Annotated in this window: 31 protein-coding genes and 4 tRNA genes; 29 read left to right on the plus strand and 6 right to left on the minus strand. The window is 37.1% G+C overall.

The window, feature by feature from the left end; all coding sequences use genetic code 11:
* Positions 1 to 37: 37 nt before the first annotated feature.
* The 5 genes from HHU12_RS00345 to HHU12_RS00365 all read right to left on the minus strand — a co-directional run bounded on the left by HHU12_RS00345 (position 38) and on the right by HHU12_RS00365 (position 1,412).
* A tRNA-Ser gene (locus tag HHU12_RS00345) sits at positions 38 to 122 on the minus strand.
* A gap of 212 nt (positions 123 to 334) precedes the next feature.
* A tRNA-Phe gene (locus tag HHU12_RS00350) sits at positions 335 to 407 on the minus strand.
* A gap of 38 nt (positions 408 to 445) precedes the next feature.
* A tRNA-Phe gene (locus tag HHU12_RS00355) sits at positions 446 to 518 on the minus strand.
* Between the two features lie 38 nt (positions 519 to 556).
* Positions 557 to 629 (minus strand) — tRNA-Phe (locus HHU12_RS00360).
* Between the two features lie 108 nt (positions 630 to 737).
* Positions 738 to 1,412 (minus strand): SprT-like domain-containing protein, encoded by a 675-nt coding sequence (locus HHU12_RS00365; RefSeq protein WP_169654172.1) that lies wholly within the window; start codon positions 1,410 to 1,412, stop codon positions 738 to 740.
* Positions 1,413 to 1,531: 119 nt separating this feature from the next.
* On the opposite strand from HHU12_RS00365, the gene mazG reads away from it, so the two are divergent.
* The gene (mazG, locus tag HHU12_RS00370; protein WP_205959735.1) at positions 1,532 to 2,350 is read left to right on the plus strand and encodes a nucleoside triphosphate pyrophosphohydrolase; all 819 of its coding nucleotides are present in this window, start codon (positions 1,532 to 1,534) and stop codon (positions 2,348 to 2,350) included.
* A 395-nt stretch (positions 2,351 to 2,745) separates the two neighbouring features.
* Here the strand turns inward: mazG and sdaAA are convergent, their stop codons facing one another.
* Positions 2,746 to 3,648: an L-serine ammonia-lyase, iron-sulfur-dependent, subunit alpha gene (gene sdaAA, locus HHU12_RS00375; RefSeq protein ID WP_169654173.1), complete on the minus strand. Its 903-nt coding sequence runs from the start codon at positions 3,646 to 3,648 to the stop codon at positions 2,746 to 2,748.
* Positions 3,649 to 3,731: 83 nt separating this feature from the next.
* On the opposite strand from sdaAA, the gene HHU12_RS00380 reads away from it, so the two are divergent.
* The 28 genes from HHU12_RS00380 (at position 3,732) to porV (ending at position 24,650) form a co-directional block, all read left to right on the plus strand.
* Entirely contained in the window at positions 3,732 to 4,217 is a 486-nt protein-coding gene (locus tag HHU12_RS00380) for an NADH-quinone oxidoreductase subunit A (protein ID WP_169654174.1), read from the plus strand.
* Positions 4,218 to 4,224: 7 nt separating this feature from the next.
* The gene (locus tag HHU12_RS00385) at positions 4,225 to 5,634 is read left to right on the plus strand and encodes a right-handed parallel beta-helix repeat-containing protein (protein WP_169654175.1); all 1,410 of its coding nucleotides are present in this window, start codon (positions 4,225 to 4,227) and stop codon (positions 5,632 to 5,634) included.
* Between the two features lie 56 nt (positions 5,635 to 5,690).
* A complete protein-coding gene (locus HHU12_RS00390) occupies positions 5,691 to 6,575 on the plus strand; it encodes an SdiA-regulated domain-containing protein (RefSeq protein WP_169654176.1) in 885 nt (294 codons plus the stop codon).
* A 355-nt stretch (positions 6,576 to 6,930) separates the two neighbouring features.
* Positions 6,931 to 7,356 carry a 50S ribosomal protein L16 gene (rplP, locus tag HHU12_RS00395; RefSeq protein WP_044203083.1) on the plus strand — a complete coding sequence of 142 codons (426 nt, stop codon included), beginning with the start codon at positions 6,931 to 6,933 and terminating at the stop codon, positions 7,354 to 7,356.
* A gap of 9 nt (positions 7,357 to 7,365) precedes the next feature.
* Positions 7,366 to 7,698, plus strand: a complete 333-nt coding sequence (gene rpmC, locus HHU12_RS00400) for a 50S ribosomal protein L29 (RefSeq protein ID WP_063768999.1) — start codon at positions 7,366 to 7,368, stop codon at positions 7,696 to 7,698.
* A gap of 18 nt (positions 7,699 to 7,716) precedes the next feature.
* Entirely contained in the window at positions 7,717 to 7,971 is a 255-nt protein-coding gene (gene rpsQ, locus HHU12_RS00405; protein WP_044203085.1) for a 30S ribosomal protein S17, read from the plus strand.
* A 71-nt stretch (positions 7,972 to 8,042) separates the two neighbouring features.
* Complete coding sequence (rplN, locus tag HHU12_RS00410) at positions 8,043 to 8,411, plus strand: 50S ribosomal protein L14 (RefSeq protein ID WP_044203087.1); 369 nt, start codon at positions 8,043 to 8,045, stop codon at positions 8,409 to 8,411.
* A gap of 5 nt (positions 8,412 to 8,416) precedes the next feature.
* Complete coding sequence (gene rplX / locus HHU12_RS00415; protein ID WP_169654177.1) at positions 8,417 to 8,740, plus strand: 50S ribosomal protein L24; 324 nt, start codon at positions 8,417 to 8,419, stop codon at positions 8,738 to 8,740.
* Positions 8,740 to 9,288: a 50S ribosomal protein L5 gene (gene rplE, locus HHU12_RS00420; protein ID WP_169654178.1), complete on the plus strand. Its 549-nt coding sequence runs from the start codon at positions 8,740 to 8,742 to the stop codon at positions 9,286 to 9,288. The genes rplX and rplE overlap by 1 nt, the downstream gene beginning before the upstream one ends.
* A gap of 15 nt (positions 9,289 to 9,303) precedes the next feature.
* Positions 9,304 to 9,573 (plus strand): 30S ribosomal protein S14, encoded by a 270-nt coding sequence (gene rpsN / locus HHU12_RS00425; protein WP_044203093.1) that lies wholly within the window; start codon positions 9,304 to 9,306, stop codon positions 9,571 to 9,573.
* A gap of 57 nt (positions 9,574 to 9,630) precedes the next feature.
* Positions 9,631 to 10,029, plus strand: coding sequence for a 30S ribosomal protein S8 (gene rpsH / locus HHU12_RS00430; protein WP_062619153.1), 399 nt, complete (start codon positions 9,631 to 9,633; stop codon positions 10,027 to 10,029).
* An 80-nt stretch (positions 10,030 to 10,109) separates the two neighbouring features.
* Entirely contained in the window at positions 10,110 to 10,667 is a 558-nt protein-coding gene (gene rplF, locus HHU12_RS00435; RefSeq protein WP_169654179.1) for a 50S ribosomal protein L6, read from the plus strand.
* Between the two features lie 5 nt (positions 10,668 to 10,672).
* Positions 10,673 to 11,026 (plus strand): 50S ribosomal protein L18, encoded by a 354-nt coding sequence (rplR, locus tag HHU12_RS00440; RefSeq protein WP_044203097.1) that lies wholly within the window; start codon positions 10,673 to 10,675, stop codon positions 11,024 to 11,026.
* 14 nt (positions 11,027 to 11,040) lie between these two features.
* The gene (rpsE, locus tag HHU12_RS00445; RefSeq protein ID WP_044203098.1) at positions 11,041 to 11,556 is read left to right on the plus strand and encodes a 30S ribosomal protein S5; all 516 of its coding nucleotides are present in this window, start codon (positions 11,041 to 11,043) and stop codon (positions 11,554 to 11,556) included.
* Positions 11,557 to 11,574: 18 nt separating this feature from the next.
* Positions 11,575 to 11,754 (plus strand): 50S ribosomal protein L30, encoded by a 180-nt coding sequence (gene rpmD / locus HHU12_RS00450; protein ID WP_044203100.1) that lies wholly within the window; start codon positions 11,575 to 11,577, stop codon positions 11,752 to 11,754.
* A gap of 59 nt (positions 11,755 to 11,813) precedes the next feature.
* Entirely contained in the window at positions 11,814 to 12,263 is a 450-nt protein-coding gene (gene rplO / locus HHU12_RS00455) for a 50S ribosomal protein L15 (RefSeq protein ID WP_062618559.1), read from the plus strand.
* Between the two features lie 6 nt (positions 12,264 to 12,269).
* On the plus strand, positions 12,270 to 13,592 hold the full coding sequence (gene secY / locus HHU12_RS00460) for a preprotein translocase subunit SecY (RefSeq protein ID WP_044203103.1): 1,323 nt from the start codon (positions 12,270 to 12,272) through the stop codon (positions 13,590 to 13,592).
* A complete protein-coding gene (gene map, locus HHU12_RS00465; protein ID WP_062618557.1) occupies positions 13,592 to 14,365 on the plus strand; it encodes a type I methionyl aminopeptidase in 774 nt (257 codons plus the stop codon). The genes secY and map overlap by 1 nt, the downstream gene beginning before the upstream one ends.
* Positions 14,366 to 14,376: 11 nt before the next feature.
* Complete coding sequence (gene infA, locus HHU12_RS00470) at positions 14,377 to 14,595, plus strand: translation initiation factor IF-1 (protein WP_044203105.1); 219 nt, start codon at positions 14,377 to 14,379, stop codon at positions 14,593 to 14,595.
* A 223-nt stretch (positions 14,596 to 14,818) separates the two neighbouring features.
* A complete protein-coding gene (rpmJ, locus tag HHU12_RS00475; RefSeq protein ID WP_082026427.1) occupies positions 14,819 to 14,935 on the plus strand; it encodes a 50S ribosomal protein L36 in 117 nt (38 codons plus the stop codon).
* 61 nt (positions 14,936 to 14,996) lie between these two features.
* Positions 14,997 to 15,365, plus strand: coding sequence for a 30S ribosomal protein S13 (rpsM, locus tag HHU12_RS00480; protein WP_062618556.1), 369 nt, complete (start codon positions 14,997 to 14,999; stop codon positions 15,363 to 15,365).
* A gap of 36 nt (positions 15,366 to 15,401) precedes the next feature.
* Positions 15,402 to 15,797, plus strand: coding sequence for a 30S ribosomal protein S11 (gene rpsK / locus HHU12_RS00485; RefSeq protein WP_044203107.1), 396 nt, complete (start codon positions 15,402 to 15,404; stop codon positions 15,795 to 15,797).
* A gap of 145 nt (positions 15,798 to 15,942) precedes the next feature.
* Positions 15,943 to 16,548 (plus strand): 30S ribosomal protein S4, encoded by a 606-nt coding sequence (gene rpsD, locus HHU12_RS00490; RefSeq protein ID WP_169654180.1) that lies wholly within the window; start codon positions 15,943 to 15,945, stop codon positions 16,546 to 16,548.
* A 100-nt stretch (positions 16,549 to 16,648) separates the two neighbouring features.
* On the plus strand, positions 16,649 to 17,644 hold the full coding sequence (locus HHU12_RS00495; protein ID WP_169654181.1) for a DNA-directed RNA polymerase subunit alpha: 996 nt from the start codon (positions 16,649 to 16,651) through the stop codon (positions 17,642 to 17,644).
* Positions 17,645 to 17,800: 156 nt separating this feature from the next.
* Positions 17,801 to 18,271 (plus strand): 50S ribosomal protein L17, encoded by a 471-nt coding sequence (rplQ, locus tag HHU12_RS00500; protein ID WP_062618554.1) that lies wholly within the window; start codon positions 17,801 to 17,803, stop codon positions 18,269 to 18,271.
* Positions 18,272 to 18,553: 282 nt separating this feature from the next.
* Positions 18,554 to 19,648: a glutamine-hydrolyzing carbamoyl-phosphate synthase small subunit gene (carA, locus tag HHU12_RS00505; RefSeq protein WP_169654182.1), complete on the plus strand. Its 1,095-nt coding sequence runs from the start codon at positions 18,554 to 18,556 to the stop codon at positions 19,646 to 19,648.
* Between the two features lie 203 nt (positions 19,649 to 19,851).
* Positions 19,852 to 23,253 carry a type IX secretion system sortase PorU gene (porU, locus tag HHU12_RS00510; RefSeq protein WP_205959736.1) on the plus strand — a complete coding sequence of 1,134 codons (3,402 nt, stop codon included), beginning with the start codon at positions 19,852 to 19,854 and terminating at the stop codon, positions 23,251 to 23,253.
* Positions 23,254 to 23,402: 149 nt separating this feature from the next.
* Positions 23,403 to 24,650 carry a type IX secretion system outer membrane channel protein PorV gene (porV, locus tag HHU12_RS00515; RefSeq protein WP_169654184.1) on the plus strand — a complete coding sequence of 416 codons (1,248 nt, stop codon included), beginning with the start codon at positions 23,403 to 23,405 and terminating at the stop codon, positions 24,648 to 24,650.
* The last annotated feature ends 68 nt before the right edge of the window (positions 24,651 to 24,718 follow it).

Consider the following 24,718-nt stretch of genomic DNA (forward strand, 5'->3'; position numbering starts at 1 on the left):
AAAGCATCAAACCTTTCGATTTGATGCTTTGTGTTTGCAGAGAGTGAGGGATTCGAACCCCCGGTACCTCGCGGTACAATGGTTTTCAAGACCACCGCATTCGACCACTCTGCCAACTCTCTATGTGCTATCTTTGTGTGATAGCGGGTGCAAATATGTGGGTTAATTTTGAATACACCAAACATATTTTGAATTTATTTTTGATGTTTATTTTAATCTATTGTTTTTTAGAGAATTAAATTTTAATTAAAATGAAATTTAATTCTCTAAATACATAAAAGCCTAACTGTAGGATACAAAAAAAGCCTACCCAAATGGATAAGCTTTGCTTTTGTGGTGATGGGCGGATTCGAACCGCCGACACACGGATTTTCAGTCCGATGCTCTACCAACTGAGCTACATCACCGGGAAACTGTTTTAGAGTCTTGTTTAACCTTAGACTTGTGGTGATGGGCGGATTCGAACCGCCGACACACGGATTTTCAGTCCGATGCTCTACCAACTGAGCTACATCACCGGGAAACTGTTTTAGAGTCTTGTTTAACCTTAGACTTGTGGTGATGGGCGGATTCGAACCGCCGACACACGGATTTTCAGTCCGATGCTCTACCAACTGAGCTACATCACCAGATACTAGAAAAGTACCTTTTTCGCTTAAAGCGATGCAAAAGTGGGGAAAAAAGTTGTTTATTCAAACTATCTGCCAAAGAAAATTTCATTTTTAATTAAACAGTCGTTAACAAGCTTTCTCGTGATTTAAGTTGTTGAGAAGTTTTACTTTGGCTAAGGAGTTGATTCTAAATTGCTTGCCTGTGGATTTTTCAGTACACAAATAATATTTGCGCAATTTTTTATTTCTAATAAAAATTCTTCCATCTTCCATAGAAAACGCATCATTGTCATGAATATCCTCTAAATATAGGGTAGAGTGGTCTTGTTCCTGATCATAAAATGCTAGTGCTTTTTTCAAAGAAATATCGTTTCCACTCGAAGCAGAAGGATTTTTTTTATGTTCTTTAACTTCTTCAATCAGATTGGAAGGGAAAATTTTATTGTTCAGTAATACATCCAATAATTTTCCAAAATTACTTTTCCACTCTTTTCCATGAGGAGCAACATGATTCTGGTATTTATCCCAAGTGAGCAAGTGAGCTACTTCATGTGTAAAAGTGATGATAAACTGATAAGGGTTTAAAGTAGAATTAATACTGATTTTATGGCCGTGCCCTCTTTGCGGAGGTCTGTAATCGCCGTTGATGGTTTTTCTTCCACCTTTAATAGTCACATAAATCTGATATTTCAATATCCAATGGGCAAAAATCGTTGCAGCCTCAGGAGTCGTATATTTAGATAAACGTTCTGTGATTTCGGTATGGGTCATTGATTGTTTTTGAGGATGTGCGGACTTCATTTTCATATAGAATTTATTGATTTCTGATTTCTTTCTTCAATTTTTACTTGATTAGTACAATAATGTGTTTCTAATTGACAATATTAAGCGGAATCTTTTGAAATAAAAGTAAAAAAAGAATGAAAGGAGATAGGACGATTGAAGATCCAAGGTTAAGAGCATTTAAAAGGTTATTAGATATTATGGATGACCTCAGAGAAAAATGCCCTTGGGATCAAAAACAAACTTTAGAATCATTACGTCACCTGACTATTGAGGAAGTATATGAGCTTTCTGATGCTATCATTGAAGACGATAAAGCAGAAATTAAAAAAGAGCTGGGCGATGTGATGCTTCATTTGGTGTTTTATGCCAAAATCGGTTCTGAGACAGGAGATTTCGATATAGAGAGCGTGCTTAATTCTATTTGTGAGAAACTGATCGTAAGACATCCACATATTTACGGTGATGTTGAGGTAGCAGATGCAGAAGAGGTAAGCCGAAATTGGGAGTTGATAAAACTGAAAGAAAAAGAGAATAAAAATAAAACGGTTTTAGGTGGAGTACCGAAGTCACTGCCTGCATTGTTGAAAGCATTAAGAATTCAGGATAAATCAGCAGGAGTTGGTTTTGAATGGGACAATAAAGAAGATGTTTACAAGAAAGTGGAGGAAGAGTTACAAGAGCTGCAGGAAGAGGTGATTGCTCATGATAATGGTGCGGATAACTTGGATAAAATTGAAGATGAATTCGGTGATGTTATGTTCTCAATGATCAATTATGCCCGCTTCTTGAATGTGAATCCTTCTGATGCCTTGGAGAGAACGAATAAAAAATTCATCAATAGATTCAATCAAATGGAAGAGAAAATGAGTCGCGAAAATGTTGATTTCGAGAGTCTTTCATTAGAAGAGATGGATAAGTATTGGGAAGAAATCAAAAAAAATGAAAAAAAATAGGAACTTTTTTGTCTATTTCTCAATACCAATTGTCTAATCTATACAAAAGCTTTATCTGGATATTTATAAGTTTTTAGTCCAATTTGTTATTCGTTAATTATGATGTTATGGTAACTTTTAACTTTAAGAAAAAAAATACTTCATCTCATTCTACTAAGTATAAAAACTACGCAGATCGTTTTGAAACTGCGATCAAGAATCTTGACCTGTATGTTGAAGAAGAAAAGGTAAGAAATAAGATGGAGTTGAATAAAAAATTTGAGGGATATATTCTCTAGTTTTTTATCAATACAAGATTATATATACAAACAGTATTATGCACCTAGAAAGGTTACTTGTGAAATATTTCAAAGTCACAAGTAACCTTTTTGTGTTTCATGCCTTAGTTGAAATTATTATTCTTCACTAGAATCTATAATATCAATATCTGAAATTAAAACTTTCTTTGAGATACTCTTTCCGGTAGGAGTAGCCGCCAAACCACCTAAAGCCGTTTCTTTGTAGCGGTCTTCCATGCTTTGTCCCACTTCACCCATTGCATCTACACATTCATCCACAGGAATAACCCCGCTGACATTCGCTAAGGCAATTTGAGCAGAAGAATTGGCAATAGCCGCTGCACTGGCATTTCTTACCACACATGGTACTTCTACTAAACCGGCTACTGGATCACAAACGAGTCCCAACATGCATTGAGTAGTAATCGCTACAGCATTAAAAATCATATCAATATTACCGCCTAGACAGTGAACGATTGCACCGGAAGACATTGCGGCGGCAGTACCCGTTTCAGCCTGACAACCACCAACAGCACCTGCAATACCCGATTTTTTTTCCATAATCAGTGCAATACCAGCGGCAATAAGAAGACCTTCATAGATTTTTTCATCTTCAATTTTATGAAGTTCCTGTAATGTAACAAGTACACCTGGTAAAATACCTGAAGCACCTGCCGTTGGCGCGGCAACAACTCTACCCATGCAGGAGTTGACTTCCTTGGCCGCTAAAGCACGTGCCACTAGTAGCTTAAATTCCTCAGAAAGTACGTTGACAGGTGTTTTCATTACCTTTTTGCCTCCATTTTCGATCATTCCAGATCTAGAGGTCATATCTTCATGAAGACCTGTTTTTACAGCATCTTTCATGACTAGGAAAGCGTTTTCAAGAGCAGTTTGGATTTCTTCTTTAGTGCGTTCTTTTTCTCTGATTTCATACTCAAGAACAGGTTGATAAAGAGGAACATTTTTCTTTTCACAATACTCTTTCCATTCTAAAAATGTCTCAAAAAGTACGGCCATGTTATGATAGTGTTTATATGGTTAGTATTTTTATCCCGAAATTTATACAAAAGAAATAATTCAACCTCGAATTTTCTATTTTTATGAGCAATCAAATCCTAACAGACTTCGGGAATATCGCTTTATTCATCATTGTAGGTGTCATTTTTGTTTTAGGCGGATTAATGGCGGCAAGTTTTATGCGTCCTAACAGACCAAGTCATGAAAAACTGACAACCTATGAAAGTGGTGAAGATCCGGTAGGTTCAGCATGGGGCGGTTTCAATATCCGTTTCTATATCATTGCCTTGATTTTTCTTCTTTTTGAAGTAGAGATTTTATTCTTATTCCCTTGGGCAACCGTATTTGGTGATGCTGAAAAAATAGAGCAGACCAATGGTGTATGGGGTTGGTTTGCCTTGGTAGAGATATTTCTTTTTGTAGGAATATTGATTGTAGGCTTAGCGTATGTATGGAGAAAAGGCTTTTTGGATTGGGTAAAACCAGCAACAGCTTCAAATGCAAATCCAACAGCAAAGGAATTTGATAAAACGCTATACGATCAATTTAATAAGCAATACACTAAATAATATTAGTTTGAGATCTATTCATCCATTTTTTTATATAGCTATTGGGTTAATTTTTTTTACTTCATGTGATCCTCAAGATGAGATATTATCCACAGACCCAAATTTAAGATTATCGTTTTCGCAAGATACCGTCTTCTTTGATACTTTATATACATCAAAAGTGGATGAAGGGATTGATATGCCTAGTACAACCCAGCGTTTTACGGTATACAATAGAAGTGAAAATGCAGTAAATATTGCTGAAATCTCACTTTCTGACCCTGATAATGTATATCAGCTATTGATCAATGGACAAGCTTCTGATAAAGTAGAGAATACATTCTTGAGAGGAGGTGACAGTATGCTGATCTTTGCAGAAGCTAATATTCCTCATGAAAATAAAGATGATATTAGAGAGTTTACAGGGAGTGTAAACCTATTTACGAATGGCAATAGACAGGAAGTGATTCTTAGTGCTTTTGCTGAAGATCCATTTTATGTAGCAGGAGGCGCAATTGTGATAGGAGATGTAGTTTGGCCTAAAGGGAGACCGTACGTTATTATGGATTCGCTTTATGTGGCGGAATCTTCTTCTTTGACTGTTGAGGCCGGAGCTAAGATGGTTTTCAATAATGATGCAAAGATTCAAGTGAGCGGTTCATTAAAATTGCAAGGAACTGTACAAGATACTATACGTTTAGAAAGTATTAGAACAGATGGAAGGTACTTCAATTCACCTGGACAATGGGGCGGGATAATATTTGATTCACTTAGTAATAACAATGAGGTAAAGGGAGTTCACTTAAAAAATGCTACCTTTGGGCTCTACATTTATCACCCTGATGAGGATGATGAGATTGATTTACTTATTGAAAACTCAACAATTGAGAATATTTCTCAGGTTGGCGTAAGTGTTATCAAGGCTGATGTTACTGTTGTCAATTCAATTATTAGTCATACAGTAAGCTATGCTTATGCTCATGCATCAGGAGGTATTTGTAATTTTCTCTATAATACTGTAGTCAATGAAAATACAGGATTTTTTAGAGATAGACCCTCTTTAGCATTTGAAGCTGTGGCCGATGATAAAGGAGTTTTGACGCCCATAGATTTGACGCTGAAGAATAATATTATTTGGGGAAGCTTAAGTAATGAAATTTCTATCCTTGACGGAGTTAATAATATAAGTGTAGTACACAATTTATTGAAGACTAATGAAGAGGATTTTGATCCATCGAATATTTTAAATCAGGATCCATATTTTAAAGTTCCTTATTCATATAACTATCAGATATCCGAAGAAAGCCCGGCTAGAGGAGCAGGGATTGATGTAGAAGGAATTAATATGGATCAAGTCGGAGTGCCAAGAACATCACCTCCAGATATTGGAGCTTTACAGTATGTTCCTGATACTACCGAAGTTGCAACAGAGCCATAGAGCTTCTGTATTAAATCAGAAACAAGTACTTATGTACTTCATAATTTTATTGAACATTGAAGAGACTAATTCTAATTTTATTTTATTTCCTAGCTACCTCATTATCAACATTAGGTCAGAAAATTCATGAGTTAAAATTGCTGGATATTAAGCAAATGACTGAATATGAGGGTCGTTTTGACTTAAGTGGTATCACATATAAAGGAGATGATATATATGTTATTGCTGATAAAAAAGAAAATAATCATATCTATAAATTAAACTGGAGAGAAAATGACTGGACAGTTTCATCTAAAGTTTCTTTTGATTTAGGAGTGAATATAGATATCGAAGGCATCACGTTGCATAATGAAGATGCTTATTTGATTAATGAGGCAAATAATGAAGTTTATAAGGTTGACTTAAAAGATGGTAATGCATCACAACTTCAAATCGATTGGAGTAAACTAAAGTTACCTAAAAAGAAATGGGCTAAAAACGCAGGTTTTGAAGGGATTGCAATTGATAAAGAGAAGCAGGTTTTATATTTAGCAAAAGAAAGAGACCCAAGATTTATAATTAAGATAGACCTAAAGACGCAGACAATCATAGAGGAATATGATGTTAGAAAAACATGTTCTAAAGATTTTGCAGATCTTTATTTTTATGAAGGTTACCTTTATGGAATAGAAAGAAATGCTTTATGTATTGCTAAAATAGATCCTTCGACGCGTAAAGTGGTACAGCACTTCAGTTATCAAGAAGTAGCAAGTAAAGATGGTAAAAAGCTTTATGAACCTGTAAAATACGGTATGGCGGAAGCTTTAATGATAAAAGACGGTGTGATTTGGCTAGGTTGGGATAACAACGGTGTTGAAGTTTCTAGCTTTGCGAAAGAAAAATACAATATCAAAGGTACCTTGCCAGTGATTATGTTACTTGAATTGCCTGATGCAGAGTAAGTAATATCCAAACAAATGTCATCAAAACTAACTTTTTAGACCTAAAGCAAGTATTACTCAATAGCAAAACTTAAAAATTTGGCTGTCAAATGTAAAAGATTTTAAATTCATGTAGATATTTTCGCTAACTACTTGGATTACAAAAAAAAGTGTTATACTTTTGCATTCCAAACCTCGGGAAACTACGTTTATAATCAGACATGAGCGCAAGTCCTAAACTACTTAGATAATAAGAAATATTAATTCTGTTATAAAAGAATTTAGCGTCAAACGCTTAAGTTCTCCGAGAAGTTTGTGCACTTAGGCATAAGAAATCGCAGGAGGTTCCTGCGTGTAGGTAAATAACAGAACGAAAATGTTACAGCCAAAAAGAGTCAAGTTCAGAAAGAGACAAAAAGAAAGAAGTAGAAGCCATGGTATCGCGCAACGCGGTCATAGCGTTTCTTTCGGTAGCTTCGGTTTGAAAGCTCTTGAAGGTGGTTGGATCACTGCTCGTCAAATTGAGGCATCTCGTATTGCGATGACTCGTGCGATGAAGCGTGAAGGTCAGGTATGGATCCGTATCTTCCCTGACAAGCCAGTTACTTCAAAGCCAGCCGAGGTACGTATGGGTAAGGGTAAAGGTGCCCCTGCTTATTGGGTTGCTCCAGTGAAAGCCGGAACAATCTTGTTCGAATCTGATGGAGTATCAATCGAGAGAGCTCAGGAGTCAATGAGATTGGCTGCACAAAAGCTCCCAATCAAAGTGAAGTTTGTAGTTCGACCAGACTACGTAGGATAAGCTTAGAAGATGAAAACACTAGATTTAAAAAAGCAGGTGAACGCAATGTCTTCAGAAGAGTTAGCAGAGAACATCAAAACTTCTCAAAAGCAACTTGAAGATTTAGCTTATGCTCATGCAGTATCACCATTGGAGAACCCAATGCAACTTAGTTCACTAAGAAAGCAAGTAGCTCGTTTAAAAACAGCTTTACATGCGAAAGTGACTGTTGAGTTGGAGGAAAAGGTTAAAGCTGAGAACGTAACTCGTGAGTCAATCACTGAGTTTTTGAACAAATCAACGTTTTTAGCACCTGTAAACAAGAAGATGGTCTTAAGAGCCATCGAGAAAGTTAACAACTAAGATACCTGACAGAGGATCATGGAAAGAAACTTCAGAAAGCAGCGTACTGGAATCGTTGTAAGCGACAAAATGGATAAGTCAATCACAGTGCAAGTGGAAACACGTCAAAAGCACCCGATGTACGGTAAGTTCATCAAGACGACTAAGAAATTTATGGCGCACGACGACAGCAACACTGCAGGTATCGGAGATACCGTTAGAATCATGGAGACGCGCCCAATGAGTGCGCGTAAACGTTGGAGATTGGTGGAGATCGTAGAGAAAGCGAAGTAATTCCTTTTTCGATCCATCGAAAATTAATTTTTTACAATCACCAAAAAAAGAATCCTTAATAGGATAGGAGAATGATACAACAGGAATCAAGACTGTCAGTAGCAGATAACTCAGGAGCAAAAGAAGTTTTATGTATTCGTGTATTAGGCGGTACTAAAAAACGCTATGCTTCAGTAGGCGACAAAATTGTCGTTTCTGTGAAGTCAGCTATCCCTTCTTCAAACGTTAAGAAAGGGACTGTATCTAAAGCGGTTGTTGTAAGAACAAAAAAAGAAGTTCGTAGAAAGGACGGTTCTTACATTCGTTTCGAAGACAACGCTGCGGTTTTATTAAACCCGCAGGACGAGCCAAGAGGTACTCGTATCTTCGGACCAGTCGCAAGAGAGCTTCGTGAGAAGCAATTTATGAAAATCGTTTCGTTAGCACCTGAGGTACTCTAAGAGTTATGAATAAGAAATTCCATATCAAAAAAGGCGACAAAGTAACGATCATCTCTGGTAACCATAAAGGTGCAGAGGGTGTAGTACTTACTGTCGACCGTGAGAAGGAACGTGCTACTGTTGAAGGTGTGAATATGGTAACTAAGCACATCAAACCAACAGCTGAAAAGCCTGAGGGCGGTGTGAAAAAAATGGAAGCACCAATTCACGTTTCTAACATCATGTTAATCGATCCTGAAACGGGAGAATCAACTCGCGTAGGTCGTAAGCAAGACGAAAACGGTAAGTTGAAAAGATATTCTAAGAACACTGGAAAATTTATCGACTAATGGCTACAGCGACAAGATTAAAGGACAAATACCAGGAAGAAATCGTTCCAGCATTAAAGGAGCGTTTCAATTACAAGTCTGTAATGCAAGTTCCAAAATTGGAAAAAATCATCATCAACAGAGGTGTTGGTGAGGCAGTTGCAGATAAAAAACTTGTAGACATCGCAGTAGAAGAACTTTCTACTATCTCTGGTCAAAAAGCAGTTCCAACGATGTCTAAGAAATCAATCTCGAACTTCAAATTACGTGAGGATATGCCAATCGGTGCTCGTGTAACATTAAGAGGTGACAGAATGTATCAATTCTTAGATCGTTTGATCACAATTGCTATTCCTCGTGAGCGTGACTTCCAAGGTATCAAAGATAAATTGGACGGTCGTGGTAACTACACTTTAGGTGTGAAAGAGCAGATCATTTTCCCAGAGATCAAAATTGATCAAGTAAAGAAAGTGACAGGTATGGACATCACGTTCACTACTTCTGCAAACACTGATGAAGAAGCTTATGAGCTTCTGAAATTATTTGGAATGCCTTTTAAGAAAAAGTAGTAAACACGAAAAATTATGGCAAGAGAAGCGATAAAAGCTAGAGAGCGTAAGCGTGAAAGACTTGTTGCAAAATATGCAGCAAAACGTAAAGCGTTAAAAGAAGCAGGTGATTGGGAAGGTTTAGATGCCCTACCAAAGAACTCTTCACCGGTTCGTTTACACAATCGTTGTAAATTAACTGGACGTCCAAAAGGTTACATGCGTAAGTTTGGTATTTCACGTGTTACTTTCCGTGAAATGGCATCAGCAGGTAAAATCCCAGGCGTTACAAAATCGAGCTGGTAATTAAAATTTAGGAACCTACGACATTTAGTGTTGTAAAAATATTTGCAAGCAATGGCAATGACAGATCCTATAGCGGACTACCTTACGAGACTTAGAAATGCGATTAGCGCTAACAAGCGTATCGTAGAAGTTCCTGCTTCTAACATTAAGAAGCAGATGACTAAGGTACTGCATGAGAAAGGCTTCGTTCAAGGCTACAAGTTTGAGGATGGTGTAAATACTCAAGGTGTAATTAAAATCGCTTTGAAATACCACCCAGTAACTAAGCAACCTGCGGTTGTTGACTTAGAGCGTGTTTCACGTCCAGGTCTCCGTAAGTATGCTAACGCTAAGAGCATGCCGCGTGTATTAAACGGTTTAGGTATCGCAATCCTTTCTACTTCGAAAGGTGTGATGACTGACAAAGAAGCACGCGAATTAAACGTTGGTGGAGAGATTCTTTGCTACGTATACTAAGAGTAATAGAAATACTTTTATTAAATAATTGGCTGACCGCTTTCCTTAGTCGAAAGCCTTAAGCCGTAATAGTAAAAACCATGTCAAGAATTGGTAAAAAACCTGTTACTATCCCTTCAGGTGTTGAGGTAAAAGTTACTGATGCTAACGTATTAGTAGTGAAAGGCCCTAAAGGTGAGTTGCAACAGGAAATCAACAAAGACATCAATATTGAGATTGAAGGTTCTGAAGTACGTTTCGTACGTCCATCAGATCATAAAGACCACCGTTCATTACACGGTCTTTATAGAGCTTTAACTCAAAACATGGTGACTGGTGTGTCTGAAGGATACAAAAAGTCATTAGAGTTAATTGGTGTTGGTTTTAAAGCATCGGTACAAGGTCAATTATTAGACCTTGATCTTGGTTATTCACACCGTATCCTTTTCCAAGTTCCAGCGGAAATCAAGGTGAGTGCTGAAACAGCTAAAGGTAAAGCTCCAGTTGTTACTATCGAAGGTGTAGACAAACAACTAGTTGGACAAGTAGCTGCAAAAGTTCGCTCATTCAGAAAGCCAGAACCATATAAAGGTAAAGGCGTGAAGTATGTTGGTGAAGAGATTAGAAGAAAAGCAGGTAAAGCTGCTGGTAAAAAATAACAAGTATGGCCACTAAGAAAGATCTGAGAAGACTGAGAATCAAAAGGGGCATTCGTAAGAAAGTTTCTGGTACTCCAGAACGTCCTAGACTCTCTGTATATAAGAGTAACACTGCAATCTATGTGCAGTTGATCGACGACCTAAACGGCCGTACTGTTGTTGCCACAAGCTCTCGTGAGATTAATGCTGATAGCAAATCTGCGAACATTGCTTTGGCTTCAGAAGTAGGCAAAAAGGTTGCTGAAAAAGCTACAGCTGCTGGTATCTCTACGGTTGTATTTGACCGTAACGGTTACCTTTACCACGGTAAAGTGAAGGCGTTAGCAGAAGGTGCTAGAGAAGGTGGTTTGAAATTCTAAAGAAGTTGTCAGAGATGAAACAGAACGTAACAAAAGTAAAATCAGCCGATCTAGAACTTACAGAAAAAGTTGTTGCTATTAAGCGTGTTGCTAAAGTAGTAAAAGGTGGTAGACGCTTCAGCTTTTCTGCTATCGTAGTTGTAGGTAACGGTGATGGTGTTGCAGGTTATGGTTTAGGTAAAGCTAACGAAGTAACTGATGCAATCACTAAAGGCATCGACGACGCTAAGAAAAACCTTATGAAGGTTCCAGTATTGAAAGGTACTGTACCACACCCTCAAAAAGGTAAATTCGGTGGCGGACGCGTGCTAATCAAACCTGCTTCTGCAGGTACTGGTGTTATCGCAGGTGGTGCGATGCGTGCAGTGCTTGAATCAGCAGGTGTTCATGACGTATTGGCAAAGTCGCAAGGTTCTTCTAACCCACACAACGTGGTTAAAGCAACTTTCGACGCGTTACTAAAAATGCGTGATCCACGCATGGTAGCGGAACAACGCGGAGTGAAATTGAGCAAAGTTTTTAACGGCTAATCAAAAATTTAATCTGTTATGGCAAAGATCCGTATTACTCAGGTTAGATCGTTGATCGGTCGTCCTGAAAGACAAAAACGCACAATTAAAGCACTTGGTTTAGGAAAAATCAACAAAACTGTGGAAAAAGAAGTAAATCCACAGATCCTTGGCATGGTTAAGGCAGTTGATCACCTAATCAGTGTTGAAGAGTTGTAAATTCTTTGTACTTTTGCACAAGGCATTAGTACTTTAAAGGTATTAATTGGGAAACAGTCATGAAACTGCATACACTAAGTCCTGCGAAAGGCGGTAAAGTTCGCCAAAATAAGCGCGTAGGTCGTGGACAAGGCTCAGGCCGTGGTGGCACATCAACACGTGGTCACAAAGGTGCTAAGTCTCGTTCTGGCTACAGCCAGAAATTTGGCTTCGAAGGAGGTCAAATGCCATTACAGCGTCGCGTGCCTAAATTTGGCTTCAAAGCTCCTTTCAGAGTTGAGTATAGCGTAATCAACTTGGATGATATCCAAAAGATCGCTACAGAGAAAGGAATTACTACTTTCGCATTTGAGACATTCGTGGAGTTAGGCGTTGTTGCTAAGAACGGTATTGTTAAAGTTCTTGGTAATGGTGAGCTAACTGCAACAGTAGAGATTTCGGCGAACGCTTTCTCTGCATCTGCTAAAGAGGCAATCGAAAAAGCAGGCGGAAAAGCGATTACATTGTAAGAAGCTATGAATAAGTTTGTCAAGACACTGAAGAACATTTTTTCAATCGAGGAGCTCAGAGATAGGATTTTCTACACTCTGGGTTTCCTAGCGATTTTTAGATTGGGGTCGTATATCGTCCTTCCAGGAGTTGATCCAAGTGCACTATCTGATTCATCAGGTGGTCTTTTGGGGATGTTAAACATCTTTTTAGGTGGAGCATTTACGCGTGCCTCTATCTTCGCTCTTGGTATTATGCCTTACATTTCGGCATCCATTGTGATCCAATTGTTAGGTATGGCTGTCCCTTACTTCCAGCGTTTGCAGAAGGAAGGAGAGTCAGGACGTAAGCGCATGAACCAAATTACGCGTGTTTTGACGATCGTGATTACTTTAGCACAAGGATCAGGGTATTTATACTCTACAATCCCTAATGAAGCTATCGTAATCAGCCAGTCATTATTTTACCCAGCGTCAATGATTATTTTGACTGCGGGTACAGTTTTCTGTATGTGGCTTGGTGAGAAAATCACGGAGAAAGGAATTGGAAACGGTATTTCAATGCTGATCATGATCGGTATTATTTCAGGTTTTCCAACGGCAATTGTTCAAGAATTCCAAACACAGGGATTCAGTATCATTTTGGTAGTTGAATTAGTTGCTTTATTCTTTATCGTAATGGGAGTTGTTTTATTAAACGCTGCCGTTCGTAAAGTACCAGTGCAATATGCACGTCAGGTTGTTGGTGCCGGAGGTAAGAAGCGTACGCTTGCTACAGGTCAACGTTCATACATTCCTTTAAAAGTGAATGCTGCGAACGTGATGCCTATTATCTTCGCTCAATCGCTTATGTTCCTTCCTTCATTGATTGCTGGTGTTTGGGCAGACGATAGTGATGCCGCTAGATGGGTAATGCAGAATTTCTCTGATTACACATCTTTTGCGTATAATTTCACTTTCGGTATGCTAATTCTTATTTTCACTTATTTCTATACTGCTATCACGATCAATCCTGATCAAATGGCAGAAGATTTAAAGAGAAATAATGCATTTGTTCCAAATGTCAAGCCAGGTGAAGAGACTTCAAGTTTTGTAAGTTGGATTCTAGATCGTATTACTTTACCTTCAGCTATCTACTTAGCGGTAGTAGCTATCTTACCTGCTTTTGCAAGTATGTTAGGTGTAAGTTCAGCCTTCTCAAGATTCTATGGTGGTACATCATTGATCATTATGGTAGGTGTGATCTTGGATACATTACAACAAATTGAATCGTACTTGCTAATGCAAAACTATGATTCAATGATGAAGTCTGGTAATATCAAAGGCCGCCAAAATGTGGCAACAGTCTAATGGTATACTACAAAACAGAAGAAGAGATCGAACTTATGCGCAAATCGGCTGATTTACTCGGTCGTGCACATGGTGAGGTCGCGAAAAATATTAAAGAAGGGGTTAGCCTTAATGCTTTGGATAAAATCGCTCAAGAGTTTATCCAGGATAATGGGGCTCACCCCTCATTCTTGAATTATAATGGGTTTCCTGGTACATTATGTATGTCATTAAATGACGTTATTGTACACGGCTTACCATCTGATTATGTGCTGAAAAGCGGAGACGTCATATCTTTGGATTGTGGTGTTTTCCTTGACGGTTTCCATTCAGATAGTGCCTACACTTATCCTGTTGGAGAAGTGGATGCTGAAACAATGAAACTTTTAAAGGTTACTCAAGAGTGCCTTCAAAAGGGAATTGAAGAATGCAAAATCAATAACAGAATTGGTGATATCAGCTTTGCAGTGCAGCAACATGCTGAAATGCATGGTTATGGTGTGGTTAGAGAATTGGTGGGTCATGGACTTGGTCAAAAGTTACATGAGAAGCCAGAAGTACCTAATTACGGGAAAAGAGGTAGAGGTTTAAAAATCAAGGATGGATTAGTAATCGCAATTGAGCCTATGATCAACATGGGTACAAGAGCGATCACACAAGACCGTGATGGTTGGACAATCCGTACGAGAGACCGTAAGCCTTCTGCTCATTATGAACACACAGTGGCTGTTATCAATGGTCAGACTGAAGTGTTGACAACATTCAAGTACATTGAGGAAGTATATCCATTTTAATTAATAATCAAATGCCAAAACAATCAAACATTACCCAAGACGGTACGATCGTAGAGGCACTTTCTAACGCCATGTTCCGTGTGGAGTTGAAGAATGGACACCAGGTAATAGCACATATTTCTGGTAAGATGCGTATGCACTACATTCGTATTCTCCCTGGCGACAAAGTGCGTCTGGAAATGTCACCTTACGATCTTACTAAAGGAAGAATTGTTTATAGATATAAATAATTCAAAAAAATGTCTATCTTTGCACGCCCGTGTTTAATTTTATTCATTTAAGTTAACATGCGGAAACAAAATAAGGGAATTATTCCCTCTATTTTTGCATTTAAGAAGGTAGGTTATGTGCATGTGATGTTTTTTATATGGATAAACTGAGCATGGATAGGCGACTTTCGGGTGCCTTGACATTTAATCAAGGATTTATAACGTTTTCTAAACAATTGGAGCAATGAAAGTCAAAGCTTCTATCAAAAAACGCAGTGCGGACGATAAGATCATCCGCCGCAAAGGCAAATTGTACGTTATCAACAAGAAAAACCCTAGACATAAACAACGTCAAGGTTAATTCTTAGTACAATAAGCGATAGTTAAATTTAGTTTTACAAAGTAACCGTTCACAGTAAAACATGGCACGTATTGCAGGTGTTGACATCCCAAATAACAAGAGAGGTGTAATTGCATTAACTTACATCTTCGGAATTGGTAGATCGTCAGCGGCAGATATCCTTGCTGAAGCAGAAGTAAGCCAGGATAAAAAAGTTCAAGATTGGACTGACGAAGAATCACAAAAGATTCGTGAGCTTATTACAGAAGGTCACAAAATCGAAGGTGAGTTAAAATCAGAAATTCAATTAAACATCAAGCGTTTAATGGATATCGGATGTTACAGAGGTCTTCGTCACAGAAGAGGTTTGCCAGTTCGTGGTCAACATACCAAGAACAACTCACGTACTCGTAAGGGTAAGCGTAAGACAGTTGCAAACAAGAAGAAATAATTTAGTTTTTAGCGCTTAAGCTGAACAATAAGAATTATGGCTCAAAGAAGAAAAAACGAAAAAGCGAAGAAAAGAGTAGTTAATGTTACTCAGGAGGGAGAAGTGCACATCAAAGCTTCTTTTAACAACATTATCATCTCTTTCACCAACAAAGAAGGACAAGTGATTTCTTGGTCTTCAGCTGGTAAAATGGGCTTCAGAGGCTCAAAGAAAAACACTCCTTACGCTGCACAACAAGCGTCATCAGATGCTGCTAAAGTAGCTTATGACTTAGGTATGCGTAAAGCAGAGGTTTTTGTTAAAGGTCCAGGATCAGGTCGTGAAGCGGCTATCCGTACCGTACAAAATTCAGGTATCGAAGTAACAATCATCAAAGATGTTACTCCTCTACCTCACAACGGTTGTCGTCCTCCAAAAAGAAGAAGAGTCTGATACGACCTTCTCAACTTTTTGAGATTGCAACTATTGAGTGTGTTAAAACATTATTTGTAAGGTCTGTCGTCTTAAGCCACGGCAGAGATCATTGACACCTCCTGAATTTAAATTATTATAGACACTCCTAAAATTCTAGAGAAAAATGGCTAGATATACAGGGCCTACGTCGAAGATTGCTAGAAAGTTTAATGATCCAATCTTCGGGGCATGCAAGGAACTTAAGAAAAAGGCGTATCCTCCAGGACAGCACGGTAAAAACAGACGTCGTAAGCAGTCTGAATATGCTATCCAGCTTGCTGCTAAGCAGAAAGCTAAATACACTTACGGTGTATTAGAGCGTCAGTTCCGCAACGTTTTCGAAAAAGCTGCCAATAAATCAGGCATCACAGGTACTAACTTGCTTCAATTGTTAGAAGCTAGATTAGACAACACAGTATACCGTTTAGGATTAGCTCCTACTCGTCGTGCTGCTCGTCAGTTAGTATCACACAAACACATTACTGTGAACGGTAAAGTAGTGAATATTCCTTCATATACTTTGAAGTTTGGTGACGTGATTGGTGTTCGTGCTAAGTCACAAACAAACAAAGTGATTAAGGAAGCAACTTCTGGTAAGCAACGTACTGCTTATTCTTGGTTAGAATATAATGCTGAGGATATGACAGGTAGATTCGTTCAATTCCCAGAACGTGATGAAATTCCTGAACAAATTCAAGAGCAACTTATCGTCGAGTTGTACTCTAAGTAATATAGATCTTTGGAAAAAGCTTCTAAGAAGATTATCTTTAATTTTCTTAGGAGCTTTTCGTATGAGCTCTTATTAAATTTATTAAAACCACAACTTTTATATGTCCATTCTTGCTTTCCAAAAACCTGATAAGGTGGCAATGGAAAAGGCTGATGATTTTAACGGTCTTTTCGAATTCAAACCACTAGAAAGAGGTTACGGTTTAACAATAGGTAACGCGCTTAGACGTATATTACTTTCATCACTTGAAGGGTATGCTATTGTAGGAATTAAGTTTCCAAATGTTCTTCATGAGTATTCTACAATCGATGGTGTTGTGGAGGACGTGACTGAGATTATTTTGAACTTGAAAAAAGTTCGATTTAAGGCTGTAAGTGAAAACCCTTCACAAAAAATCAGTGTAAATCTTAGTGGCAAAAGCGAATTTAAGGCTGGAGATATTGCTCAGTTTACTGAGGAGTACGAAATCTTAAACCCCGATTTTGTGATTTGTCATCTTGACGAAAGTGTAAACTTACAAGTGGAGTTTACTATTCACAACGGAAGAGGTTACCTATCTGCAGACGACCAAACAGAAAGCGAAGCTGACGATATTATAGGTTTTATTCCAATTGACGCTATTTTTACGCCAATCAAAAATGTTCAGTACAGAGTAGAAGATCTGAGAGTTGATGACCGTACTGACTTTGAAAAATTAGTGATTGAAGTAGAATCTGACGGTTCAATTCATCCTGAAGAAGCGTTAAAAGGAGCTGCCAATATCCTGATTCAACATTTCATGTTGTTCTCAGACAAAAACATGATTATGGACGATCCTACAGATGGAAGTGCAGTAGAAATTGATGACGAATACTTAAGAATGCGTAAGCTACTTAAAACGTCATTATCTGACCTTGAATTATCTGTACGTGCATATAACTGTTTGAAGGCTGCTGATGTGAAAACATTAGGTGATTTAGCCTCTTTAGAAATTTCTGATATGATGAAGTTTAGAAACTTCGGTAAGAAATCTCTTACTGAGTTGGAAACTTTGATGTCTGACAGAAATTTATCATTCGGAATGGATGTATCTAAGTACCGTTTGGACGAAGATTAATCTTTTCTGATAGGAAGTTGTTCCTTGGACACGGCAATTTCTGAAATCACCGGTAAAAATTAAGCTACGGCTTAGTTGATACTTACAAGTCCTAAAAATTATTTTTAAAATTTGGTGAAGTTCCTAATACGGCTTTATCATTCATTAAGGTGAAAAATGAGACACGGTAAAAAATTCAACCACTTAGGTAGACAAAAGAAGCACAGAGAGCTAATGTTAGCTAACATGGCTTGTTCATTAATCGAGCACAAGCGTGTATTTACTACTGTTGCTAAAGCGAAAGCTCTTCGTACTTACATCGAGCCATTAGTAACTAAGTCTAAAAACGATACAATGCACTCTCGTCGTGTAGTATTCTCTTACTTAAGAGACAAAGAAGCTACTACTGAGCTTTACACTACAGTTCGTGATGCTGTTATCAACCGTCCAGGTGGTTATACTCGTATCATCAAAACAGGTCGTCGTTTAGGTGACGGTGCTGAGATGGCAATGATCGAGTTTGTAGACTTCAACGATATCTACAACGTGAAAGAGACGAAAACAAAAACTCGTCGTTCAAGAAAGAAAACAACAACTTCTATCGAGCCAAAGACAGAAGCTGAAAACAATAACGAATCAGCAGAGTAATCTGATGAGGGTTTATTAATATAAATAGGGAAATAGTTCTTGTAACTGTTTCCCTTTTTTTTAGGTCCAAGTATTTTTAACATGAAGTATTGATTCAGAAATATGCTTCGCATTTAGTTCTGATGATCTACTTTACTTCCCAAGCTTTCGAATTACCTTAAAAAATGTTTTTCAGAAGTGCCTTATTAAGAAAATGTTAACATACTTAAAAGTAAACAATTCGTTTATTCCTATTTTTTTTTAAATTTGCACAATCTAAGTTCAATAAGACTGTAATAATCAATGGAGAAGAAGACTGCGATACTAATGCTACAAGATGGCACAACCTACAAAGGTACTGCTATTGGTGCAATTGGTACCACTACTGGAGAAATTTGTTTTAATACTAGTATGACAGGCTACCAAGAGATCTACACAGATCCATCATACTACGGACAAATTATTGTAAACACTGTTTCTCATATTGGAAACTATGGAACAGTTCACAATGAGAATGAATCCTCTAAACCTCAAATTAATGGTCTTGTTGTAAAAAGCTTTTCGAGTGTTGTTTCAAGACTCACAGCAGAAGGGTCATTGCAAGATTACCTAGAAACTGCAAATTTAGTGGGTATTTCAGATATCGACACTAGAGAGCTTGTAAAGCACATCCGTACACAAGGGGCAATGAATGCTATCATTACTTCGGAGATTGAGGACTTGAAAGAGATCAAAAAACGTTTGGAAGAAACTCCAAATATGGATGGTCTTGAGTTGTCATCTGAAGTATGTACAAAAGAACCTTACTTTGTAGGTGATCCTCACGCGGCTGTAAAAGTTGCTGTATTGGATCTTGGCGTTAAGAAGTCTATCTTAACAAACTTCACTGAAAGAGGTATGTTATGTAAAGTATTCCCTTCAAACACTACTTTCGAACAAATGAAGCAGTGGAAGCCTGATGGGTACTTCTTGTCAAACGGACCTGGTGATCCGGGTGCAATGGATTATGCAGTAGAAACTGCAAAAGCAATTTTAGAAGCAGATAAGCCATTATTCGGAATCTGTTTAGGTCATCAGATTATTTCAAGAGCTGTAGGTCTTGAAACATACAAGATGCACCATGGTCACAGAGGTGCAAACCACCCAGTGAAAAACCTAGTTTCAGGAAGATCTGAGGTGACTTCACAAAACCACGGTTTTGCTGTGAAAATGGAAAGCATTGAAAACAATGAATCTGTTGAATTGACACACAAAAACTTAAACGATGAAACTGTAGAAGGTATCAAAGTGAATGGTAAGAAGGCGTTCTCGGTACAATATCACCCAGAAGCTTCACCAGGACCAAATGATTCAAGATATCTTTTCACTAGATTCTTAGAACTTATTCAAGATAATTAATTCAGTTTCTGAATATATATTTACAAAGTCCAATTAGTATTTCTAATTGGACTTTTTTAATTTGTGTAAAAAACATTTATTGTATACTTTTTGTATAAATAAGTGGCGTTGAGTTCAATTTGTGTTTTGATACTTAAAACGTTATATCATTATTCTATCTGATCAAGACTACCTATTCTGATCAATCAATATACTTTTAACTGATGACTTTTTCCTCTTTTATAAAATATATATCTGCTTATTTTCTGCTCATTATTTTTACTAATGTGTTGACAACTTCTGTATTTGCTCAAAGTGGCCCATTGAGTACAGGACAAATCTTCAAATTGAAAATAGATAAAAATGGTGTTTATAAAATAGATAAGAGTTTGCTTGACGAGCTTGGAGTGTCAACCTCCGGTTTGAATACTAATAATATTGCTGTTTTTGGTTTTGGTAATGGTATGTTGCCTCAGGAAAACGCACAAGAAAGACCAAGTTCTTTAACGGAGGTACCTCTTTTGTTTGTAGGGGGCAATGCAGAAAGTTTTCAGGATTCAGATTATTTCCTGTTTTATGCAGAGGGAGCAGATAAAGTCTACTATAATTCAGAAAATCAGTTTATTGATTATGAATTGAACTTATATGATGTTGCTAACTATTACTTTTTAAGAGTTGGAGTTCCTAGAACTAAAAACATAGGAACTGAAAATGCTTCTATTCAAAATCCAGATGTTTTCACTTCTCTAATACAAGTCTATCATCATGAATCAGAAGAAGTAACAGCATTAAGTGAACCTTCGGGACGTTTTTGGTTTGGAGAAAATCTTTCGAGTACAAATACAGCAACTGTAAATATCAATGTCAATCCATCTACAAATGCTTTGAGATTAAAGGCAGGTGTGATGGCAAAGTCAAGAGCAGAAAGTACATTTTCATATCAAGTCAATGGGACTGATTTTGGATCTTTTAATGTTAGAAGTGCCAGTGATTTTAATAACTATCGATATGGCCGACAAGGTTATATGGAAAGCAATTTATTTGCAGAGAAAAGCATAAATATTTCATCTAGTTCTTTGGCTGTGAGTGTCAACTTTAGTAAGCCACAGAGTGATTCAGAAGGTTATATTGATTATTTGACATTCAACGCTAAAAGCAGTGTATCAAAAGATAAAGAAAATCTTATTTATCATGGAGTTTTCAGTGAGAACAGCGACGGAGGAGATTTGTCAACTTCGCTGAGTTTTGATTATGTATGGGACATTACAGATCCTTCTAATGTAAAACGTATTTCGAAACAGTCAAATAAATATACTGTAAGCAAAACAAAGGATTATTTTTCACTGCTGTTTTTTGATGCAGGCGATATACTAAAACCATCTTATGTAGGAACAGTTCCTAATCAAGATTTAAGAAGTTTACCCGTACCAGATCTTTTATTAATAACCTCTTCAGCATATAGCAGTTATGCTAATAGTTTAGCTTCACATCGAACAGCTTATAGTGGTATCGATGTGAAAGTGATTAATGTGGAAACTGTTTACAATGAGTTTTCTTCAGGAAGACAAGATGTATCAGCAGTTAGAGATTTTGCCCGTCATTTATATTTGAAGGATAATAAACTGAAATATATCTTACTTTTTGGTCAATGTTCTTATGATTATAAGGGTATCAGACAGGAAGGAAAGAGTCAAGTTCCTATTTATGAATCGAGAGATGTTTTAAAGAGAACAACTACATTCTCTTCAGATGATTATTTTGGTTTTATGGATGAAAATGAAGGTTTCTGGGGTGAAGAAGTAGATGGTAAAATAGATAATTATGATATGGAAGTGGGGGTAGGAAGATTACCTGCACGTACAGCTGATGAAGCGGAGATTTTAGTGAATAAAATTATTCATTATGATACGCTGAAATTGAATACGACCGGATGGAAAAAGAATATATTATTTGTAGCTGATGATGGTGATTCAAATACACATCAAGGTGACGCTAATGATTTGGCTGTTTATGTAGAGGAAACGTGTCCTAATTTTGTGTCACAACGCTTGTTCATAGATAATCAACCTAAAATATCGACTCCTTCAGGAGCAAGGTCTCCAGAAACGAACGATTTATTGAGTTCTTGGATTGACAATGATGGAGTTCTGATTGTTAATTATAGTGGTCATGGATCTATTACGCACTGGGCCGAAGAATCCATTTTTACACCTTCTATGGTTTCAGCTTTAAAAAATCCTGATCAAACTCCTTTATTCTTTACAGCTACTTGTGAGTTTGGCAGATATGATAATCCAGCAATTATGTCTGGAGCCGAAAGATTGTTATTTAAAGAAACAGGAGGAAGTATTGCACTGATGACAACTACAAGGCCTGTGTATGCTTCAAGTAATTTTACTATAAATGAAGCATTCTATAAAGCAGTTTTTAAGAAAGATGAAAATAATAATTACCGAGCATTAGGTGAGGTTTTTAGAGAGACAAAGAATAATAGTTTAAGAGGTGTAAACAATAGAAATTTTGCATTATTAAGTGATCCTTCAATGCAGCTTAATATCCCGAATATAGAAGCTTCGATTACTTCAATCAATGACGAGGAATTTACTGGTAATTACACTTTGAAAGCACTGGATAAAGTGAAAATTGGAGGTGAAATTAAGTCGGGTGGAGTCAGAGATACATCTTTTAATGGAGATATTTTTGTGACATTGTTTGAGAAGTCAACTGAATCTGAGACTAGAGGGAATAACGGGGCAGAAACCATATTTAAGTATAATGAAAGAAAGTATCAACTTTTTAGAGGGGTTGCAGATGTTGTAAATGGTGAATATCAAATAGAGTTTGTCATTCCTAAAGATATACGATATGCTTTTGATGCCGCTAAGTTTCATTTATATGCTGTGAATAATAGTAATACTGAGGCTTTGGGCAGTAATGTGGAAGTAATGTTGGGAGGAACTTCGGATAACCCTATAGTAGATACAACTCCTCCGGTAATAGATCTCTCTATTTATTCAGAGAAAAATAACAATGTAGTTTATCCTGATACCTATATTACAACTCAAATATCAGATGATTTTGGCTTAAATATCTCGGGTATAGGAGCAGGACATGATGTGAAATTGATATTGAACGGAGAAGATTCAAGCTGGGTTTTGAATGATTATTTAGTTCCTGTAAAAGGAGAAAAAGCAACTTATTCATTAGTTTTTCCTTTGAAGAATTTACCAGAAGGAGAAAATTCATTGACATTAGAAGCTTGGGATGTAGCGAACAACAGGAGTGAGCAGACGATTTCGTTTTTTGTCAGTCCTGTGTCAGAAATTACAATATCTAACTTTACTTTGTTTCCTAACCCAGCAGTGAATGATGTGGACATTCGATTCTCACATAATTTATTAGGACAGGATTTAGAAATTAAATCAAATATTATATCCATGAATGGCAACATTGTTGCTTCCAATGATTTTAGCATAGAAAATTCCGAATCTGAAATTTTATTAACCTATCAAGGCTTGAAAACAAACTATAATCTTGTAGGAGGGATATATGTAGTTCAATTGATAATAGATTGTCCTGCTTTAGGAATAAAAACCTACCAAACTGCTAGGATTGTATTGAAATAAACCTTGATTTCATTTTTTTTAATAAATCTTTAGTATCTTTAAGGGTTGTTAAAAATTGAATGCCTATAGTCTAACTTTTACACTTTCACACACCTTAGTCAATCTAAGGACATTTTTTTAAGACTTTTAGAAAAGTACATTGGATAATTATGAACAACAATAAATTCAAATCCCTATTCATCTTACTGATTATTTGCAGTAACTTTAGTTTAGTTTATGGCCAAAGTTCAGGTAGTCAATCTGTAACTGTAGGGCAAGGCACAGATAGCAATCCTATTGTAACAGCCGTACCTTTTTTAACAATCGCACCAGAAGCTAGAGGTGCCGCAATGGGTGATATGGGTGTTGCTACCTCATCAGATGTGAACTCTGCACACTGGAACCCTTCAAAATATGCATTTATTGAGAACGATTATGGTGCATCACTTTCTTATAACCCTTGGTTACAAAAGATTGTGGGTGATATGTCATTAAGTTATTTAGCTGGTTTCTTAAGGCTGAATGATAGACAGACAGTAGGTTTAAGTATGCGTTACTTTGACCTTGGTAGTATTGACTTTACAGATGGACAAGGTAATATTACTAGAAACTTTAATCCTAGAGAATACTCATTTGATGGTCATTTTGCGATGAAACTGTCTAACAGATACAGTATGGCTGTCTCTGGTCGATACATTTACTCAAACTTAGCGGGTTCTATTTCTACTAATGCTATGGACAGTAAGCCTGGACATGCATTTGCAGCTGATATTTCTGGTTACTGGGTGAATCCTGATGTGAAACTAGGAGCTTATGATGCCACATTTGCATGGGGTTGGAATATTTCGAACATTGGTACAAAAATGAATTACTCGGAAGAATCTCAAGAGGATTTCTTGCCGACGAACTTACGTTTGGGTGCTACTTTAACAACTGAATTTGATCCCTACAATAAATTGACTTTTGGTGTTGATGTGAATAAATTATTAGTACCAACTCCTGAGTATGATGAGCAAGGTAACAGAATCAATAACTCTAATGTAGGTGTGTTAGAAGGTATGTGGTCTGGCTTGACACAAGCACCGGGTGGTTTCAGTGAGAAAATGAAGGAATTTATGTGGAGTGTTGGAGCTGAATACTGGTACAATGATCTATTCGCCGCTAGAGTAGGTTACTTCTATGAACACCCAGATAAAGGTGACAGACAATATATGCAGATGGGCTTAGGTATCAGATACCAAGTAGTAAGCTTAGACTTCTCTTACTTGTTGTCATTCAAGCGTAACAATCCATTAGAAGATACATTAAGATTCACTTTAGCATTCAACTTTGGTCAGTCTAAAATAGGCAAGAAAAAATCTAAAGGTAAGAATAGCAAAGGAAGCAGTACAGATACTTTAGACGCAGATGATATTTAGAAGATAATCATCATAATTGAAACTGATAATTATGAATTCATAATATAGTCTGTTAACTTAAAGTGAGA

Origin of the sequence: Flammeovirga aprica JL-4, assembly GCF_012844305.1 — a bacterium.
Classification (GTDB): domain Bacteria; phylum Bacteroidota; class Bacteroidia; order Cytophagales; family Flammeovirgaceae; genus Flammeovirga; species Flammeovirga aprica.

Bases quoted from the DNA above. Each gene is read 5' to 3' on its own strand.
- sdaAA (WP_169654173.1), bottom strand. From the start codon at position 3,648: ATGGCCGTACTTTTTGAGACATTTTTAGAATGGAAAGAGTATTGTGAA.
- mazG (WP_205959735.1), top strand. From the start codon at position 1,532: ATGAAAGGAGATAGGACGATTGAAGATCCAAGGTTAAGAGCATTTAAA.
- rplN (WP_044203087.1), top strand. From the start codon at position 8,043: ATGATACAACAGGAATCAAGACTGTCAGTAGCAGATAACTCAGGAGCA.
- rplQ (WP_062618554.1), top strand. From the start codon at position 17,801: ATGAGACACGGTAAAAAATTCAACCACTTAGGTAGACAAAAGAAGCAC.
- rpsK (WP_044203107.1), top strand. From the start codon at position 15,402: ATGGCTCAAAGAAGAAAAAACGAAAAAGCGAAGAAAAGAGTAGTTAAT.
- secY (WP_044203103.1), top strand. From the start codon at position 12,270: ATGAATAAGTTTGTCAAGACACTGAAGAACATTTTTTCAATCGAGGAG.
- HHU12_RS00495 (WP_169654181.1), top strand. From the start codon at position 16,649: ATGTCCATTCTTGCTTTCCAAAAACCTGATAAGGTGGCAATGGAAAAG.
- rplR (WP_044203097.1), top strand. From the start codon at position 10,673: ATGGCCACTAAGAAAGATCTGAGAAGACTGAGAATCAAAAGGGGCATT.
- rpmD (WP_044203100.1), top strand. From the start codon at position 11,575: ATGGCAAAGATCCGTATTACTCAGGTTAGATCGTTGATCGGTCGTCCT.
- rplF (WP_169654179.1), top strand. From the start codon at position 10,110: ATGTCAAGAATTGGTAAAAAACCTGTTACTATCCCTTCAGGTGTTGAG.
- rplE (WP_169654178.1), top strand. From the start codon at position 8,740: ATGGCTACAGCGACAAGATTAAAGGACAAATACCAGGAAGAAATCGTT.
- rplP (WP_044203083.1), top strand. From the start codon at position 6,931: ATGTTACAGCCAAAAAGAGTCAAGTTCAGAAAGAGACAAAAAGAAAGA.
- rpmC (WP_063768999.1), top strand. From the start codon at position 7,366: ATGAAAACACTAGATTTAAAAAAGCAGGTGAACGCAATGTCTTCAGAA.
- rpsH (WP_062619153.1), top strand. From the start codon at position 9,631: ATGACAGATCCTATAGCGGACTACCTTACGAGACTTAGAAATGCGATT.
- porV (WP_169654184.1), top strand. From the start codon at position 23,403: ATGAACAACAATAAATTCAAATCCCTATTCATCTTACTGATTATTTGC.
- rpmJ (WP_082026427.1), top strand. From the start codon at position 14,819: ATGAAAGTCAAAGCTTCTATCAAAAAACGCAGTGCGGACGATAAGATC.
- rplX (WP_169654177.1), top strand. From the start codon at position 8,417: ATGAATAAGAAATTCCATATCAAAAAAGGCGACAAAGTAACGATCATC.
- map (WP_062618557.1), top strand. From the start codon at position 13,592: ATGGTATACTACAAAACAGAAGAAGAGATCGAACTTATGCGCAAATCG.
- carA (WP_169654182.1), top strand. From the start codon at position 18,554: ATGGAGAAGAAGACTGCGATACTAATGCTACAAGATGGCACAACCTAC.
- rpsD (WP_169654180.1), top strand. From the start codon at position 15,943: ATGGCTAGATATACAGGGCCTACGTCGAAGATTGCTAGAAAGTTTAAT.
- rpsE (WP_044203098.1), top strand. From the start codon at position 11,041: ATGAAACAGAACGTAACAAAAGTAAAATCAGCCGATCTAGAACTTACA.
- HHU12_RS00365 (WP_169654172.1), bottom strand. From the start codon at position 1,412: ATGAAGTCCGCACATCCTCAAAAACAATCAATGACCCATACCGAAATC.
- rpsM (WP_062618556.1), top strand. From the start codon at position 14,997: ATGGCACGTATTGCAGGTGTTGACATCCCAAATAACAAGAGAGGTGTA.
- porU (WP_205959736.1), top strand. From the start codon at position 19,852: ATGACTTTTTCCTCTTTTATAAAATATATATCTGCTTATTTTCTGCTC.
- HHU12_RS00380 (WP_169654174.1), top strand. From the start codon at position 3,732: ATGAGCAATCAAATCCTAACAGACTTCGGGAATATCGCTTTATTCATC.
- rpsN (WP_044203093.1), top strand. From the start codon at position 9,304: ATGGCAAGAGAAGCGATAAAAGCTAGAGAGCGTAAGCGTGAAAGACTT.
- infA (WP_044203105.1), top strand. From the start codon at position 14,377: ATGCCAAAACAATCAAACATTACCCAAGACGGTACGATCGTAGAGGCA.
- rplO (WP_062618559.1), top strand. From the start codon at position 11,814: ATGAAACTGCATACACTAAGTCCTGCGAAAGGCGGTAAAGTTCGCCAA.
- rpsQ (WP_044203085.1), top strand. From the start codon at position 7,717: ATGGAAAGAAACTTCAGAAAGCAGCGTACTGGAATCGTTGTAAGCGAC.